Annotated in this window: 16 protein-coding genes; 6 read left to right on the forward strand and 10 right to left on the reverse strand. The window is 71.3% G+C overall.

Going from position 1 to position 15,235, the window contains the following annotated elements; genetic code table 11:
* Nucleotides 1-17 precede the first annotated feature (17 nt).
* The 3 genes from queG (at nucleotide 18) to ACXYMW_RS17535 (ending at nucleotide 3,115) form a co-directional block, all read left to right on the forward strand.
* On the forward strand, nucleotides 18-1,082 hold the full coding sequence (queG, locus tag ACXYMW_RS17525; protein ID WP_459036628.1) for a tRNA epoxyqueuosine(34) reductase QueG: 1,065 nt from the start codon (nucleotides 18-20) through the stop codon (nucleotides 1,080-1,082).
* Nucleotides 1,083-1,113: 31 nt separating this feature from the next.
* On the forward strand, nucleotides 1,114-2,022 hold the full coding sequence (gene fmt / locus ACXYMW_RS17530) for a methionyl-tRNA formyltransferase (protein WP_459036629.1): 909 nt from the start codon (nucleotides 1,114-1,116) through the stop codon (nucleotides 2,020-2,022).
* Between the two features lie 103 nt (nucleotides 2,023-2,125).
* A complete protein-coding gene (locus ACXYMW_RS17535) occupies nucleotides 2,126-3,115 on the forward strand; it encodes a glutathione S-transferase family protein (RefSeq protein ID WP_459036630.1) in 990 nt (329 codons plus the stop codon).
* Here ACXYMW_RS17535 and ACXYMW_RS17540 read toward each other — a convergent pair.
* Nucleotides 3,102-3,494: a response regulator gene (locus tag ACXYMW_RS17540; RefSeq protein ID WP_459036631.1), complete on the reverse strand. Its 393-nt coding sequence runs from the start codon at nucleotides 3,492-3,494 to the stop codon at nucleotides 3,102-3,104. The genes ACXYMW_RS17535 and ACXYMW_RS17540 overlap by 14 nt on opposite strands.
* Before the next feature lie 164 nt (nucleotides 3,495-3,658).
* Here ACXYMW_RS17540 and ACXYMW_RS17545 point away from each other — a divergent pair, with 164 nt between their 5' ends.
* Nucleotides 3,659-4,840: a lytic murein transglycosylase gene (locus ACXYMW_RS17545; RefSeq protein ID WP_459036632.1), complete on the forward strand. Its 1,182-nt coding sequence runs from the start codon at nucleotides 3,659-3,661 to the stop codon at nucleotides 4,838-4,840.
* A 4-nt stretch (nucleotides 4,841-4,844) separates the two neighbouring features.
* Here ACXYMW_RS17545 and ACXYMW_RS17550 read toward each other — a convergent pair whose 3' ends face one another.
* From ACXYMW_RS17550 to ACXYMW_RS17570, 5 genes are all read right to left on the reverse strand, one after another.
* Complete coding sequence (locus ACXYMW_RS17550) at nucleotides 4,845-5,465, reverse strand: HAD family hydrolase (protein WP_459036633.1); 621 nt, start codon at nucleotides 5,463-5,465, stop codon at nucleotides 4,845-4,847.
* A 9-nt stretch (nucleotides 5,466-5,474) separates the two neighbouring features.
* A complete protein-coding gene (locus tag ACXYMW_RS17555) occupies nucleotides 5,475-5,927 on the reverse strand; it encodes a YaiI/YqxD family protein (RefSeq protein ID WP_459036634.1) in 453 nt (150 codons plus the stop codon).
* On the reverse strand, nucleotides 5,924-6,754 hold the full coding sequence (gene fghA / locus ACXYMW_RS17560; protein WP_459036635.1) for an S-formylglutathione hydrolase: 831 nt from the start codon (nucleotides 6,752-6,754) through the stop codon (nucleotides 5,924-5,926). The genes ACXYMW_RS17555 and fghA overlap by 4 nt, the downstream gene beginning before the upstream one ends.
* 77 nt (nucleotides 6,755-6,831) lie before the next feature.
* Nucleotides 6,832-7,755: an AEC family transporter gene (locus ACXYMW_RS17565; RefSeq protein ID WP_459036636.1), complete on the reverse strand. Its 924-nt coding sequence runs from the start codon at nucleotides 7,753-7,755 to the stop codon at nucleotides 6,832-6,834.
* Between the two features lie 127 nt (nucleotides 7,756-7,882).
* Nucleotides 7,883-9,136, reverse strand: coding sequence for a DNA polymerase IV (locus ACXYMW_RS17570; RefSeq protein WP_459036637.1), 1,254 nt, complete (start codon nucleotides 9,134-9,136; stop codon nucleotides 7,883-7,885).
* A gap of 65 nt (nucleotides 9,137-9,201) precedes the next feature.
* On the opposite strand from ACXYMW_RS17570, the gene ACXYMW_RS17575 reads away from it, so the two are divergent.
* Nucleotides 9,202-9,633 carry an NUDIX domain-containing protein gene (locus ACXYMW_RS17575; RefSeq protein WP_459036638.1) on the forward strand — a complete coding sequence of 144 codons (432 nt, stop codon included), beginning with the start codon at nucleotides 9,202-9,204 and terminating at the stop codon, nucleotides 9,631-9,633.
* Nucleotides 9,634-9,757: 124 nt separating this feature from the next.
* On the opposite strand, the gene ACXYMW_RS17580 is transcribed toward ACXYMW_RS17575, so the two are convergent.
* Entirely contained in the window at nucleotides 9,758-10,051 is a 294-nt protein-coding gene (locus ACXYMW_RS17580; protein WP_459036639.1) for a hypothetical protein, read from the reverse strand.
* A gap of 145 nt (nucleotides 10,052-10,196) precedes the next feature.
* Nucleotides 10,197-10,886, reverse strand: a complete 690-nt coding sequence (gene pyrF / locus ACXYMW_RS17585) for an orotidine-5'-phosphate decarboxylase (protein ID WP_459036640.1) — start codon at nucleotides 10,884-10,886, stop codon at nucleotides 10,197-10,199.
* 316 nt (nucleotides 10,887-11,202) lie between these two features.
* Here pyrF and clpB point away from each other — a divergent pair, with 316 nt between their 5' ends.
* On the forward strand, nucleotides 11,203-13,818 hold the full coding sequence (clpB, locus tag ACXYMW_RS17590; protein WP_459036641.1) for an ATP-dependent chaperone ClpB: 2,616 nt from the start codon (nucleotides 11,203-11,205) through the stop codon (nucleotides 13,816-13,818).
* A gap of 93 nt (nucleotides 13,819-13,911) precedes the next feature.
* On the opposite strand, the gene ACXYMW_RS17595 is transcribed toward clpB, so the two are convergent.
* Both ACXYMW_RS17595 and ACXYMW_RS17600 read right to left on the reverse strand, forming a co-directional pair.
* Nucleotides 13,912-14,400, reverse strand: a complete 489-nt coding sequence (locus tag ACXYMW_RS17595) for a fasciclin domain-containing protein (RefSeq protein WP_459036642.1) — start codon at nucleotides 14,398-14,400, stop codon at nucleotides 13,912-13,914.
* A 137-nt stretch (nucleotides 14,401-14,537) separates the two neighbouring features.
* Nucleotides 14,538-15,083, reverse strand: coding sequence for a DUF302 domain-containing protein (locus ACXYMW_RS17600; protein ID WP_459036643.1), 546 nt, complete (start codon nucleotides 15,081-15,083; stop codon nucleotides 14,538-14,540).
* Between the last annotated feature and the right edge of the window lie 152 nt (nucleotides 15,084-15,235).

Genomic DNA, 15,235 nt, shown 5'->3' on the forward strand with positions numbered 1-15,235 from the left:
GCGGCGCGGCGTCCGCCATGTCGGCTGAGGCGCTGAAGGCGCGGCTGCAGGCCGAGGCGCAGGCGCTGGGCTTCGGGCTCTGCCGCATCTGCCGGCCCGGCGACGTGCCCGAGGTCCCGGCGCGGCTGGCCGAGTTCCTGGCCCGCGGGCGGCACGGCCAGATGGGCTGGCTGGCCGAGCGCAGCCATTGGCGCGGCGATCCCGCAGCGCTTTGGCCCGCCGCGCGCTCGGTGATCATGCTGGGCGAATCCTACACCCCGGCGCGCGATCCCTTCGAGGTGCTGGGCGAGCCCGAGCGCGGCGCCGTCTCGGTCTACGCGCAGAACCGCGACTACCACGACGTGCTGAAGAAGAAGCTGAAGCGTCTGGCGCGCTGGCTGATCGCCGAGGCCGGCGGCGACCCGGCGCCCGAGGTGAAGGTCTTCGTCGACACCGCCCCGGTGCCGGAAAAGCCGCTGGGCCAGGCTGCCGGGCTGGGCTGGCAGGGCAAGCACACCAACCTGCTGTCGCGCGATCTGGGCAACTGGTTCTTCATCGGCTCGATCTTCACCACGCTCGACCTGCCGCGCGACGCGCCGGAGCGGGACCATTGCGGCTCCTGCCGGGCCTGCCTCGACATCTGCCCGACCGACGCCTTCCCGGCGCCGTTCCAGCTCGATGCCCGGCGCTGCATCTCCTATCTGACGATCGAGCATCACGGCCCGGTGGACGAGGAGCTGCGCGCCAAGATGGGCAACCGCATCTATGGCTGCGACGATTGCCTCGCCATCTGTCCCTGGAACAAGTTCGCCAAGACCGCGCAGGAGGCCAAGTACCAGGCCCGGCCGGACCTCGTGGCGCCCGACCTGGCGGAGCTTGCTGGGCTCGACGATGCCGCCTTCCGGGCGCGCTTCTCGGGCTCGCCGATCAAGCGGATCGGACGCGACCGCTTCGTGCGCAACGTGCTCTACGCGATCGGCAATTCCGGCGCGCCCAGGCTGCGTCCGGTGGCGCAGGCGCTGTGCGAGGATGCCGACGCAACGGTGCGCGACGCGGCGCGCTGGGCGGTGGCACGGCTTTCCCCGGCCGGCCCGGCGGGCTAGATCCGGGCGGGTCTGACGAAGGAGAGGGACCATGCGCATCGTCTTCATGGGCACGCCGGATTTCGCCGTGCCGGCACTCGATGCCCTTCTCGAGGCCGGCCACGAGATCGCCGCGGTCTACAGCCAGCCGCCGCGGCCGGCGGGCCGCGGCCACAAGCTGCGCCCCTCGCCGGTCCAGGCCCGGGCCGAGGCGCTGGGCCTGCCGGTCCGCCACCCCGACAGCTTCCGCGACGCGGCGGCGCGCGAGGAGTTCGCCGGCTTCGCCCCCGACGTCGCGGTGGTCGCGGCCTATGGGCTGATCCTGCCGCAGGCGGTGCTCGACATCCCCGCGCGCGGCTGCCTCAACATCCACGCCTCGCTGCTGCCGCGCTGGCGCGGCGCGGCACCGATCCACCGCGCCATCCTCGCCGGCGATGCCGAGACCGGCATCTGCATCATGCAGATGGAGGCCGGGTTGGACACCGGGCCGGTGCTGCTGCGCCAGGCCACCGCGATCGCGCCGGACGAGACCACCGGCGCCCTGCACGACCGGCTGGCGGCGCTCGGCGCCGAGGCCATCGTCGCGGCGCTGGCCGGGATCGACGCGCTGGTGCCGACGCCGCAGCCCGAGGAGGGCGTCACCTATGCCGCCAAGATCGACAAGGCCGAGGCGCGCATCGACTGGACGCGCCCTGCGGCCGAGGTGGCTCGCCTGATCCGCGGCCTGTCGCCGTTTCCGGGCGCCTGGACCGAGGCCGGGGAGACCCGGATCAAGCTCCTCGGCGCAGGCCCGGCCGAGGGCCGCGGCGCACCCGGCACCCTGCTCGGGGACGGCTTCCGGGTGGCCTGCGGCGACGGCGCGGTGGCGATCACCCGGGCGCAGCGCGCCGGCCGCGGGCCGCAGGAGGCCGATGCCTTCCTGCGCGGCATCGAACTGGCACCGGGCGACCGGATCGGCTGAACCTGTGCGCTGACGCGCTGTCACCCTGCGCCCGGCGGCCATTGGCAGGACCCGGGCAGGCCATACCTCTGTGCGAGAGATCCGCAACCGGAGGAATGCACGCATGGGACTGCTCGTCGACGGCGTCTGGCACGACCAGGGCTACGATACCGAGAAGCACGGCGGAAAGTTCGTCCGCTCGGAAACCGCCTACCGCAACTGGGTCACCCCCGACGGGAGCGCCGGCCCCTCGGGCGAGGGCGGCTTCGCCGCCGAGAGCGGCCGCTACCACCTCTATGTGAGCTATGCCTGCCCCTGGGCGCATCGCGCGCTGATCTTCCGCGCCCTCAAGGGCCTCGATGAGCATATCGGGGTGTCCGTGGTGCATCCCGACATGCTGTCCGAGGGCTGGGAGTTCCGCACCGATTTCCCCGGCGCCACCGGCGACCTTCTGCACGGGGCCGAGTTCCTGCGCGACGTCTACCTGCGCGCCGACCCGCAGGCCTCGGGCCGGGTGACGGTGCCGGTGCTCTGGGACCGGCAGCGCGACACCATCGTGTCGAACGAATCCGCCGAGATCATCCGCATGTTCAACTCGGCCTTCGACGAGATCACCGGCAACCGCGACGATTACTGGCCCGAGGCCCTGCGCGAGACCATCGAGCCCATCAATTCGCGGATCTACGACACGGTGAACAACGGTGTCTACAAGGCCGGCTTCGCCACCAGCCAGGACGCCTATGACGACGCCGTGGCGCCGCTGTTCGAGACGCTGGACTGGATCGAGGAGCGCCTGTCCGGGCACCGTTACCTGGCCGGCGACCGCATCACCGAGGCCGATTGGCGGCTCTTCACCACGCTGATCCGCTTCGACAAGGTCTATCACGGCCACTTCAAGTGCAACCGCCGGCGCATCGTCGATTACCCGAACCTCTGGGCCTATACCCGCGAGCTCTACCAGTGGCCGGGGGTCGCCGGGACGGTGAATTTCGAGCACATCGTGCGCCATTACCATTACAGCCACGAGAGCGTGAACCCGCACCGGATCATCCCCGTGGGGCCCGATCTCGACCTCGGGGCGCCGCATGGACGCGGCCGGCTCAGGGCCGCCTGATCGCGGCGTAGTGCTCCGCCGTGGCGGCGATGTCCTCGGGGGGCGTGGCGCTGGGCAGGAAGGCGCAGGCATTGGCGAACAGGTTGAAGATCGTGCCGTCCGAGAAGAACGAGGTGTCGGTCACGAAGATCACCCGGCAGTCGGGCTGGCGGTAATTCGCCAGGTCGGCCACCGCCATCGCGCTGCCTTCCTGCAGAACCAGGTTCAGCACCATGGCGTCGAAACTGTCGGAATGCAGCCGGTCGGCGGCCTGCTGCTGGCTGCCCGCCTCCTCCACCACGACGCCGTTGCGCTCGAGATGCCGCCGCCACAGGCAGCGGAGCGCCGGATTGCTCTCCACCAGCAGGATTCTCGAGGATTTGGGTGCAGGTTGCGACATACCGCTCCCGCCGACGCCAGCGACTCCCCTGTTCGCATACATCGGATATTGGTGAGTTAAAATCCGTCCATTTGTGTCGAATCCCGCACGTCTCCGGGTCCCGGCGCGCCTTGCCGGACGGGGCTCCCGCGCTAGGCTGGCAGCGAACCAGTGACGGAGGCGAGATGAAACGAACCCTGTGGGCGGCCACGGCGATGGCCGGTCTGATCGGCGGAACGGCGGCGGCGCAGCAGGCGCCCTGCGGCGGCGACTTCGCCGGCTTCAAGGCGGATCTGCAGCAGGAAGCGCAGTCCCGCGGCATCCCGGCCGAGGTGGCGCAGGCCTTTCTCGACGGCGTGCGGCAATCCCAGGAGGTGCTGGCCGCGGACCGGCGCCAGGGCATCTTCCAGACGCCCTTCATCGAGTTCTCGCGCAAACTGATTAGCCAGAACCGCATCGAGCGCGGCCGCCAGATGGCCGAGCGTCACGACGCCATCTTCGACCGCATCGAGACCGAATACGGCATCCCGCGCGGCGTGCTGCTGGCGTTCTGGGCCTTCGAGACCGATTACGGCGCCATCCAGGGCGACTTCAACACCGCCGACGCGCTGGTGACGCTGGCGCATGATTGCCGCCGCCCGGAACTGTTCCGGCCGCAGGTCTTCGCGGCGATGGAGCTGGCCGAGGCCGGCGCCTTCGACCCCGACACCACCACCGGCGCCTGGGCGGGCGAGATCGGCATGGTGCAGATGCTGCCGAAGGACATCCTCGAGAACGGCCGCGACGGCGACGGCGACGGCCAGGTCTCGCTCAAGACCTCGCCGGAGGATGCGCTGCTTTCGGGCGGCGCGATGCTCTCCGACCTGGGCTGGCGGCCGGGCGAGCCCTGGCTCGAGGAGGTGCGCTTGCCGGCGGCGTTCGACTGGAGCACCACCGGGCTCGAGACCACCAAGACCGCCGAGGAATGGCAGGCTCTGGGCGTCGAGGCCCGCGACGGCAACCTCGCCCCGGGGCTGCCGGTCTCGATCCTGCTGCCGCAGGGCCGCGGCGGTCCGGCCTTCGCCGCCTATCCGAATTTCCGCGTCTATTTCGAGTGGAACCAGAGCTTCACCTACGTCCTGACCGCGGCCTATTTCGCCACCCGGCTGGAGGGCGCGCCGGTCTTCGAGGCCGGCAGCCCGGCGCCGGGGCTCTCGGGCGAGCAGATGATCCGACTGCAGGAGAAGCTTCAGGCCCGCGGCTTCGACGTCGGCGAGGTCGACGGTATTCTGGGCTCCGGCACAAGGTCCGCGGTGCGCGCGGTGCAGCAGGAGCTGGGCCTGCCGGTCGATGCCTGGCCGACGCCGGATCTGCTGAACCGGCTCTGAGCCTTTAGCGGGCGGCCTCCGGCGACAGGAGGCCGTCCGCCACCAGCCGCGCGGCCAGGCCCTCGGGCCCGTCGAAGAGATGGGTCTGCCAGCCGCGCGCCGCCGCCGCGGCGATGTTGTCGGCGCGGTCGTCGGTGAAGAGCAGCCGCCCCGGCGCGACGCCGCAATCGGCCTCCACCGCGGCGTAGATCGCCGCATCGGGCTTGGCCATGCCCATGTGGCCCGAGATGTAGCGCCGGTCGAAGCGGCCGAGCACCGGGTAATCGGGCTCCGCCACGGCGAAGGTCGCGATGCCGAAATTCGACAGCGCGAAGACCGGGATGCCGGCGGCGCGGAGCGCGTCGAGCAGGCGGATCGCATGCGGGATCTCGGGGCCGGCCAGCACCGGCCAGTCGTCCTGCCAGACCCGGATCTGGTCGGCCCAGCGCGGATGGCGGACGCCGTAGCGTGCGACGATCTCGGCCAGGTCGCCGCCGCGGTCGATCTCGTCGTTCATGGTGTGCAGATCGACCTCGGCGAACAGCTCGCGCCGCGCCGCGGCGCCGATCCGGGCATCGAACTGCCGCTCGGGCCGCCATTCGATGAGCACGTTGCCGATGTCGAAGATCACCGCCTCGGGGCGCATCCCTGCCTCCTAGCCGCGCAGCGTGGCGCGCATCTCGCGCTCCAGCGAGTCGAGGAACCGCGACCGGTCGGCCTTGCCGAAGCCCTTGCCGCCGCCCTGGCGGAACGGGTCGGCGGCGCGCAGGTCGGCGGCGAGGTCGCGCAGCGCCAGCTGGGCACCGATATTGGCCTCGCTCAGCGTCTCGCCGTTGGGCCGCAGCACCCGGGCGCCGGCAGCGACGCAGCGCGCCGCCAGCGGCATGTCCGAGGTCACCACGACATCGCCCGCTCCAGCGCGCTCGGCGATCCACATGTCGGCGGCGTCCGGCCCCTCGGGTACGATCACCGATTCCACCAGCGGGTTGGCGGGCGGGCGCAGCCCGCCATTCGACACCAGCTTGACCGGCACCCGGTGGCGGGTCGCCACCCGTTCGGCCTCGGCCTTCACCGGGCAGGCATCGGCGTCGATGTAGAGCACCGTCACCCGTAGAGCGCCTCGGCGTGGAAGGCGACGTGGTCCTCCATGAAGGTGGAGATGAAGAAGTAGGAGTGGTCGTAGCCCTTCTGCATCCGGAACTGCCCGGCCTGGCGCTTGGCGGCCATCGCCTCGGACAGCGCCTCGGGCTTCAGCAGGTCGAGGAAGTTGTCGCTGTCGCCCTGGTCGATCAGCACCGGGCCGGGGAAGCCCTTGTCGCGCATCAGCAGCGTCGAATCGTGCGGCGCCCAAGCCGATTGGTCGGAGCCGAGATAGGCGCCGAACTGCTTCTTGCCCCAATCCGACTGCGTCGGATGGGCGATCGGCGCGAAGGCCGAGACCGAGCGGAAGCGCTCGGGCAGGGTCATGGCGATGGTCAGCGCGCCGTGCCCGCCCATGGAATGGCCGCAGATCGACTGCCGGTCCATGTCGAGTGCGAAATGCTCGCCCAGGAGCTTCGGCAGATCCTCGGTGATGTAGTCCCACATGCGGAAATGCTTGGCCCAGGGATCCTGGGTGGCGTTGACGTAGAAGCCCGCGCCCTTGCCGAGGTCGTAGGCCTCGTCGTCGGCCACGCCCTCGCCGCGCGGGCTGGTGTCGGGAAACACCATGGCGATGCCCTGCTCGGCGCACCAGGCCTGCGCGCCGGCCTTGGTCATGGCATTCTCGTGCGTGCAGGTCAGGCCCGAGAGATACCACAAGAGCGGCACCGGCGCGGTGCGCGCCTCCTCGGGCAGGAACAGGCCGAAGGTCATGTCGCAGCCGGTGGCCTCGGAGGCGTGGCTGTAGACGCCCTGGGTGCCGCCGTAGGAGCGGTTTTCGGAAACGGTTTCCATGCTCGTCCTCCCTCTGGGAATGCCGTGTCGCTTGCCCATGGCCTGCCCCAAGCCGGGCGCCGGCGCAACCTAGACCATCAGACGCTTACCAGCGCGATGACCCCGGAGATGGTCAGGATCGACAGGCCCGTGGAGATCAGGATCGAGGCCGAGACGCGCTGCGGCGCGATGCCGTAATGCTGCGCCAGGATGAAGACGTTGCCGGCCACCGGCAGGGCCGCGGCGGCCACCGCCACGGCGGCGGGGAAGGCCGCGACCGGGAACAGCACGAAGGCGGCGAGCGCCACGAAGGCGGGGTGCAGGATCAGCTTGCAGAAGGACAGCCAGCCGGCGATGTGCAGCCGCTCGGCGCTTTTCGAGGCGAGCGAGGCGCCGATGGCGAAGAGCGCGCCGGGCGTGGCGGCGTTGCCGAGGATGGTGAGGAACTCGTTGGCCGGGCCGGGGATCGGCACCTGCAGGCCCGAGGCGGCGAGCCCGGCCAGGATCGACACCACCATCGGATTCTTCAGAAGGCCCATGCCGATGGACTTGGCGAGCGCCCCGGAGAGGCCGCTGCGCGCGCCAGTGACCAGGATCACCAGCACCGAGGAGAACACCACCATGTCGATGGTCAGGATCAGGATCAGCGGCGCAATGGCGGCCTGCCCGAGCAGCACCGCCAGCATCGGCACGCCGAGAAAGCCGGTATTGCCGATCGCCGCGCATTGCGCCTCGATCGCCGCGGTCTCGGTGTCGAGGCCGCGCAGGAAGGCCACGCCGAGGCCGATGGCCCAGACCAGCGTGGTGCCCCAGAGATAGGCGGCGGCGAGCCGCGCGTCGAAGATCGCGTCGAGCGACAGGTTGGCGGAGAACCGGAAGAGCATGGCCGAAAGCGCGAAGTAGAACACGAACTTGGTCAGCCAGGCCGTCGCCTCCTCGGGGAAGAAACGCGTCCGTCCGGCGCCGTAGCCGAGGCCGATCAGGCCGAAGAACGGCAGCGTCTTGAGGAAGATCTCCAGCATGGCGCGATTGGTAGGGAGCGCGGGGAACGCGGTCAATCCGCCATGCGCCGGGCCGGGCGGCCGGGATATTCCTGCCGCAGGCGCTGGCGGGCTGCGGCGCGCCCTTTTGAGGCGCGGGCCGGGGAGCTCAGCGCAGCGCGCGGCCCTTGAGAATGGCATCGGCGCCGAAGCGCGCGCGGATGCGGTCGGTGGCGCGCTCGGCCTCGGCGCGGCGCGCCGCCTGCGGGTCGAGCAGGTCGGGGATGCGGTCGGCGGCGGCGGCATCGACCAGTTCGCTCAGCCCACAGCCCAGAAGCCGGTAGGGGCCGCGCGGCCCGACCTGGTCGAACAGCGCCCGCGCCGCGCGGTAGAGCGTGTCGGCGGTCTGGGTCGGCTCGCGCAGGGCGTGGCGCCGGGTGATCAGGGTGAAATCGGCGCGCTTCAGCTTCAGCACCACGACGCGGCCCGCCAGCCCCTTGGCCTTGGCCCGGTCCGAGACCTTCTCGGCCATGCGCCAGAGATGGCCGTCGAGGAGGTCGGCATCGCCGGTATCCTCGTGGAAGGTGGTCTCGTTGGAGATCGACTTCACCGGGGCATGGGCCGAGACCCGGCGCGCATCCTCGCCCCGCGCGAGGTGCCAGAGGCGGTGGCCCATGGCGCCGAACCGGGCGGTGAGGTCGCGCAGCTCCCAGCGCCGCAGATCGGCGAAGGTGCGGATGCCGGCGCGCTCGAGGCTTTCCTGCGCCGCCGCGCCGACGCCCCAGATCAGCCGCACCGGCCTGTCGCGCAGGAAATCCAGCGTCTCCGCCTGTCCGATCACCGAGAAGCCGTGCGGCTTGTCGAGGTCGGAGGCGATCTTGGCCAGGAACTTGTTGTGCGACAGCCCGATGGAGCCGGTGATGCCGAGTTCGTTTCGCATCCGCCGCACCAGCCGCGCCAGCATCACCGCCGGCGGCGCGCCGTGCAGCCGCGCGGTGCCGGTGAGATCGAGAAACGCCTCGTCGAGCGACAGCGGCTCGATCGCGGGGGTCAGCTCCTCCATCATCGCGCGGATGGCGCGGCTGACCTCGACATAGAGATCCATGCGCGGCTTCACGATCACCGCGTCGGGGCAGAGGTCCAGCGCCTTGAACATCGGCATGGCCGAGCGCACGCCGCGGATCCGGGCGATGTAGCAGGCGGTGGAGACCACGCCGCGCCGCCCGCCGCCGACGATCACCGGCCGGTCGGCAAGTTCGGGATTGTCGCGCTTCTCCACGGAGGCGTAGAACGCGTCGCAATCCATGTGCGCGACGCTGAGATCGCATAGCTCGTCATGGCGCACGACGCGGGGCGAGCGGCAGGCCGGGCAGCGCCCGGCGGCATCGAAGACGGTGAGGCAGTCGCGGCAGAGGGCGGGCATGGCTCGCAGCTTGCGGGGCAGGGTAGGCAGGGTTTCGAGGATAGGGGCAAACGGGGCGGGGCGCCATGCAGAACCACAGGGCCGAAGCCGACCGCGGGTTTCGCGGCGCCAAGCTGATGCTGTTTCTGGGGCGCCGGTTGCTGGTGCTGCGCCGCGACCGGCGCCCGGACATTCCCTGGCCCGGCGCGCTCGATTTCCCGGGCGGCGGCCGCGAGGCCGGCGAGACGCCGGAAGCCTGCGCCCTGCGCGAGACCGAGGAGGAGGTCGGGCTGCGGCTGGCCCCGGCCGAGCTGGTCTGGCGGGCGCCGTGGGACGGGCCCCGGGGGCGGAGCTGGTTCTTTGCCGCCCATCGCGAGCCGGAACTGGCCGGCGCGATCCGCTTCGGCAACGAAGGGCTGGGCTGGATGCTGGAAGCGCCGGAGGCGCTGCTGGCGCGCGACGACACGATCCCGCATTTCATGACGATGCTGCGGCGATACCTGGACGGCACCGGATAGCGGAGGGGGATGCGCGGGGACCCAAACAAGTACCGGGGCCGGTGCTAATTCACCGGCCCCGGCGGGGGAACGAGGTCTTTGGGACAGGGACAAGACCTCGGGGGGAACAGGGTGCTAACGCGGCTCAGGCGGCGCGGTTCCCGAGCATCGCGCCGAAAATGCGCTTAAATCCGGCCGGTCGCGGTTCGGGGGTCCGGCGCCCGGGATGCGAGACCAGCCGGTCCGGCCGGTCGAGGCCGGCCAGGGCCTCGGCGCGAAGGGCCGTTTCCGCGGCGTCGATCTCGGTGTCGAGCGGCGCGGCGTAGGACGACGCCACGCGCAGGTCGCCGGATTCGGTGTGGACGGTGACCAGGGCCTCGAAACTGGCGGTGGCGGCATTGTAACGGATGTCGCCGATTTCGGTACGGGTCTCGGACATTGCTCGTGCCTCACTGGCTGATGCCATTGTTCAGCCGGTCAACGCACGCTGTGGATAAGTGTTCCCGCGCGGTTAAGGAAACATTAAGCCGGCGAGGCCCGCGGGGCGCGCCCGGGCCGCGCCGGCGCCGCGCCCGCTCGCCCGGTCAGGGCAGTTCGGCCAGCACCGCCCGGGCGGCGCCGCGGGGATCGGCGGCCTGCCAGATCGGCCGCCCGACGACGATGTGGTTGGCGCCCTGGGCGATGGCGTGGTGCGGCGTGGCGATGCGCTTTTGATCGCCCGCCCCGGCGCCCGCCGGACGCACCCCGGGGGTGACGATGAGCTTGCCCGCCGCCGCGGGCAGGGCGCGGATGCGCGCCGCCTCGTTGGGCGAGGCGATGACCCCGTCGGCGCCCGCGGCGAAGGCGCGGTCGGCGCGCTCGACCACCAGATCGGCGACGTCGCCGGCCGCGATCAGCCCGTCATCGAGATCGCCGCGGTCGAGCGAGGTCAGGATGGTCACCGCGAGGATCTGCGTCACCCGCCCGCCGGCGCCCTCCTTGGCGGCGCGCACCACGTGCGGGTCGCCGTGCACGGTGAGGAAGTCGAGGTCGAACTGGCAGAGCCCGCGCACCGCCGCCTCCACCGTGGCGCCGATGTCGAAGAGCTTCATGTCGAGGAAGATGCGCTTGCCGTGCTCCTCCTTCAGCTCGTGCGCCAGGGCGAGGCCGCCGCCGGTCAGCATGCCGAGCCCGATCTTGTAGAACGAGACCGCGTCGCCGAGCTTCTGCGCCAGGGCCAGCGCCGACAGGGCGTCGGGCAGGTCGAGGGCCACGATCAGGCGGTCGTCGGTCACGGGGGTCGCGGGGCTCACGGGGGGCACGGGGGTCACGGGCTGGCGTCCTTCTGGCTGCTGCGGGCGGATGCGGGAGCGGCCCCGCGCGCCCGCCGGGGCGGTCGGCGCGGCCATACCACATCGCCGCGGCGCGGGGAAAGCGCGGGCGCCCGCCGCCCCGCCGCGGGCGCCGTGCCGGCAAAAGGCGCGGCGAAATCCGCATGTTGCAATCTTGCACCGCGCCGCGCCGCGCCCCATCTAGGAGCGGAAGGCCCCGAGGGGGATGCGCCGCTGGGCGGGCATCCGGGACGGGGCGCTTGTGAAAAGGAGACGACCCATGAACTTGGAGAAGTTCACGGAACGGTCGCGCGGCTTCATCCAGGCGGCGCAGACCATCGCGATGCGCGAGGGGCACCAGAAGCTGGCGCCCGAACACATCCTGAAAGCCCTGCTGGACGACGAGGAGGGCCTCGCGGCGAACCTCATCGCGCGGGCCGGCGGCGCCGCCGACCGGGTGCGCCAGACGCTCGACCTGAAACTTGCGAAGATCCCCAAGGTGTCGGGCGATACCGGGCAGGTCTATCTCGATGCGGCGACCGGCCGGGTGCTCGACGAGGCCGAGAAGATCGCCAAGAAGGCCGGCGACAGCTTCGTCCCGGTGGAGCGCATGCTGACCGCGCTCGCCGTGGTGAAATCGCCCGCCCGCGAGGCGCTGGAGGCCGGCGCGGTCACCGCGCAGGGGCTCAATGCCGCGATTAACGATGTCCGCAAGGGCCGCACCGCCGACAGCGCCACTGCCGAGGAGGGCTACGACGCGCTGAAGAAATACGCGCTCGACCTCACCGAACGCGCCGAGCAGGGCAAGATCGACCCGATCATCGGCCGCGACGACGAGATCCGCCGCGCCATGCAGGTGCTGTCGCGCCGTACCAAGAACAACCCCGTCCTGATCGGCGATCCCGGCGTCGGCAAGACCGCCATCGCCGAGGGCCTGGCGCTCAGGATCGTCAACGGCGACGTGCCCGAGAGCCTGCGCAACAAGCGGCTGCTGGCGCTCGACATGGGCGCGCTGATCGCCGGCGCAAAGTATCGCGGCGAGTTCGAGGAGCGGCTGAAGGCGATCCTGAAGGAGATCGAGGCCGCTGCCGGCGAGGTCATCCTGTTCATCGACGAGATGCATACCCTGGTCGGCGCCGGCAAGGCCGACGGGGCGATGGATGCCTCGAACCTCCTGAAGCCGGCACTGGCCCGCGGTGAACTGCACTGCGTCGGCGCCACCACGCTCGACGAGTACCGCAAGCACGTGGAGAAGGACCCGGCGCTGGCCCGGCGCTTCCAGCCGGTCTTCGTGGCCGAACCGACCGAGGAGGACACGATCTCCATCCTGCGCGGCATCAAGGAGAAGTACGAGCTGCACCACGGCGTGCGCATCTCCGACAGCGCGCTGGTGGCGGCGGCGCAGCTCTCGCACCGCTACATCACCGACCGCTTCCTGCCCGACAAGGCCATCGACCTGATGGACGAGGCGGCGTCGCGGCTGCGCATGGAGGTCGACAGCAAGCCCGAGGAGCTCGACCAGATCGACCGCCAGATCCTGCAGATGCAGATCGAGCAGGAGGCGCTCAAGAAGGAGGACGACGCGGCCTCGCGGGACCGGCTCGAGCGGCTGGAGCGCGAGCTGGCGGAGCTGCAGGAGCAGGCCTCCGAGATGACCGCCAAATGGCAGGCCGAGCGCGACAAGCTGAACCAGGCGCGCGATCTCAAGGAACAGCTCGACAAGGCCCGCGCCGATCTCGAGATCGCCAAGCGGCACGGCGATCTCGGCCGCGCCGGCGAGCTGAGCTACGGCATCATCCCGCAGCTCGAGAAGCGGCTCGCCGAAGCCGAGAGCGGCGATGGCGACGTCATGGTGGAGGAGGCGGTGCGCCCCGAGCAGATCGCCCAGGTGGTCGAGCGCTGGACCGGCATCCCGACCTCCAAGATGCTCGAGGGCGAGCGCGAGAAGCTCCTGCGCATGGAAGAGGGCCTGCACAAGCGGGTCATCGGCCAGGACCAGGCGGTGCATGCCGTGGCCAACGCGGTGCGCCGGGCGCGGGCCGGCCTGAACGACGAGAACCGACCCCTGGGCTCGTTCCTGTTCCTCGGGCCCACCGGCGTCGGCAAGACCGAGCTCACCAAGGCGGTGGCGGAGTTCCTGTTCGACGACGATCAGGCCATGGTGCGCATCGACATGTCGGAGTTCATGGAGAAGCACGCCGTGGCCCGGCTGATCGGCGCGCCCCCGGGCTATGTCGGCTACGACGAGGGCGGCGTGCTGACCGAGGCGGTGCGGCGCCGGCCCTACCAGGTGGTGCTGTTCGACGAGGTCGAGAAGGCGCATCCGGACGTCTTCAACGTGCTCCTGCAGGTGCTCGATGACGGCGTGCTGACCGATGGCCAGGGCCGCACGGTGGACTTCAAGCAGACGCTCATCGTGCTGACCTCGAACCTCGGCAGCCAGGCGCTGAGCCAGCTGCCCGAGGGCGCCGACAGCGGCCAGGCCCGGCGCGACGTGATGGATGCGGTGCGGGCGCATTTCCGCCCCGAATTCCTCAACCGTCTGGACGAGACGATCATCTTCGACCGCCTCAAGCGCGAGGACATGTCGGGCATCGTCGACATCCAGATCGCGCGCCTGCTGAAGCGGCTGGCGCAGCGCAAGGTGCGGCTCGAGCTCGACGGCGCGGCGCGGGCCTGGCTGGCCGACGAGGGCTACGACCCGGTCTTCGGCGCCCGGCCGCTGAAGCGGGTGATCCAGCGCGCGCTGCAGGATCCCCTGGCCGAGATGATCCTGGCCGGCGACATCCTCGACGGCGCGGTGGTGCCGGTGAGCGCCGGCAAGGACGGGCTGCTCATCGGCGACCGGGTCGGCGCCTCGAACCGGCCGCGGCCCGACGACGCCGTGGTGCACTGAGCAGGGCAGGCCGCGACCGCGCATTCACCGCCGCTGACGGCATGCGGATGGCGGGCCCCCGGGCCCGCCATCCTGCGGTTCCGCCCCCGGGGCTCAGACGATCAGCCGGTTCACCTGGTGGATCACGCCGTTCGAGGCGTCGATCTCGGCCAGCCCGACATGGCCCGGCCCGACCCGCAGGCCGGACCCCGTGCCGTCCACCACCAGCGGCGCGCCCGACAGCGTCACGAAGCGCAGCCGCCGGCCGGTCAGGGTCAGCGCCGAGTGCCGTCCGGCCACGATGTGACCCAGCAGCACCCGGCGCAGATCGGCGCGCCCGGCCGGGGTGCCGAAATGGCGCCGGGTGATCGGCGAGAGCCGTGCGAAGGCCTCCTCCTTCGGAGCGAAGACCGTGAACGGGCCGCGGCGCTTCAACAGCGGCACCAGCCCGGTCGCGTAGAGCGCCTCGGTCAGGGTCAGGAACTGCGCGCTGGCACCGATCTCCCCGGGCAGGTCGATCTTGCCGGCCGAGGCCGGGCCGGGCAGCGCCGGGAAGGCCAGCGCCGCCCCGGTCAGGACGAGAAAGCCGCGTCGCGTCGTCATTGCCGATCTCCTTCGCCATCGCCCGCGACGCCGGCGCGGCGTGTTCGGGCCCTGACCATAAGGTAAGGCGGCATCGCGCGGCGGACAGGCCGCAGGCCCCGGGCTCGTCCGGGGGCGGCCGGCTCAGGCGACGGAGGTCAGGGCTGCGGCCGCAGCGCGGTGGTCAGCGGCGGCGAGCCGGTGGCCATCCGCGCCACCCGGTCGAGCATCGCCGCGACCTCGCTCAGCGCCGGCGGCAGGGCGCGGTAGCCCAGCGTGGTGATTTCGGGCCGGTCATGGCGCACGCTGACCGAGATCGAGAGCGGGCAATAGGCCAGATTGAGCGGATCGGCGGCGACCAGGCGCCGGGCCAGCTCCGGCGAGCAGAACGAGAAGATCTCGGCATGGCGGAAGGCCGAGGCGCGCCCGGCCGCGGCGTCCGGGTCGGTGAGGCGCGGCGCCGAATGGCCCTGGCCCTCGACCGACAGGCCCTGGCCCATCAGCGCGTTCTCCAGGGCGAAGACCACTTCGTCGAAATCCCGCGCGGTGTCGTAGCTGACGATGCCGAGGGCGCCGTCGCTGAGCCGCATGGCGGCGGGCGTCGAGGTTTGCGGGACCCGCGAATCCTCCGCGCCCACCGATGCCGGTCCGGCCAGTCCCGTGGCGACCACCGCCGCCAGGGCGGCCCGCGCAGTGCCGATCATGCATCCGTCCTTCTCAAGAAGCATGTGCGCGCAAGCTAACGGCAGCCGTCCCGCGGGATCAATCCTTAACCGGGCCTTAACCCGCATGGCGGACCGATAGGGGTCTGCGGGGCCGTGGCCCGACTCGCCGCGGGGCCGCGAGTCGGGCCGCG

This window comes from Roseivivax sp. CAU 1761, assembly GCF_054482755.1.

What these genes read in the sequence shown, in the direction of transcription:
- ACXYMW_RS17550 (WP_459036633.1), bottom strand. Translation starts at nt 5,465, where the DNA reads ATGCGCCCCGAGGCGGTGATCTTCGACATCGGCAACGTGCTCATCGAA.
- ACXYMW_RS17600 (WP_459036643.1), bottom strand. Translation starts at nt 15,083, where the DNA reads ATGATCGGCACTGCGCGGGCCGCCCTGGCGGCGGTGGTCGCCACGGGA.
- ACXYMW_RS17535 (WP_459036630.1), top strand. Translation starts at nt 2,126, where the DNA reads ATGGGACTGCTCGTCGACGGCGTCTGGCACGACCAGGGCTACGATACC.
- ACXYMW_RS17580 (WP_459036639.1), bottom strand. Translation starts at nt 10,051, where the DNA reads ATGTCCGAGACCCGTACCGAAATCGGCGACATCCGTTACAATGCCGCC.
- ACXYMW_RS17545 (WP_459036632.1), top strand. Translation starts at nt 3,659, where the DNA reads ATGAAACGAACCCTGTGGGCGGCCACGGCGATGGCCGGTCTGATCGGC.
- queG (WP_459036628.1), top strand. Translation starts at nt 18, where the DNA reads ATGTCGGCTGAGGCGCTGAAGGCGCGGCTGCAGGCCGAGGCGCAGGCG.
- fghA (WP_459036635.1), bottom strand. Translation starts at nt 6,754, where the DNA reads ATGGAAACCGTTTCCGAAAACCGCTCCTACGGCGGCACCCAGGGCGTC.
- ACXYMW_RS17540 (WP_459036631.1), bottom strand. Translation starts at nt 3,494, where the DNA reads ATGTCGCAACCTGCACCCAAATCCTCGAGAATCCTGCTGGTGGAGAGC.
- ACXYMW_RS17570 (WP_459036637.1), bottom strand. Translation starts at nt 9,136, where the DNA reads ATGCCCGCCCTCTGCCGCGACTGCCTCACCGTCTTCGATGCCGCCGGG.
- ACXYMW_RS17595 (WP_459036642.1), bottom strand. Translation starts at nt 14,400, where the DNA reads ATGACGACGCGACGCGGCTTTCTCGTCCTGACCGGGGCGGCGCTGGCC.
- clpB (WP_459036641.1), top strand. Translation starts at nt 11,203, where the DNA reads ATGAACTTGGAGAAGTTCACGGAACGGTCGCGCGGCTTCATCCAGGCG.
- fmt (WP_459036629.1), top strand. Translation starts at nt 1,114, where the DNA reads ATGCGCATCGTCTTCATGGGCACGCCGGATTTCGCCGTGCCGGCACTC.
- ACXYMW_RS17575 (WP_459036638.1), top strand. Translation starts at nt 9,202, where the DNA reads ATGCAGAACCACAGGGCCGAAGCCGACCGCGGGTTTCGCGGCGCCAAG.
- ACXYMW_RS17565 (WP_459036636.1), bottom strand. Translation starts at nt 7,755, where the DNA reads ATGCTGGAGATCTTCCTCAAGACGCTGCCGTTCTTCGGCCTGATCGGC.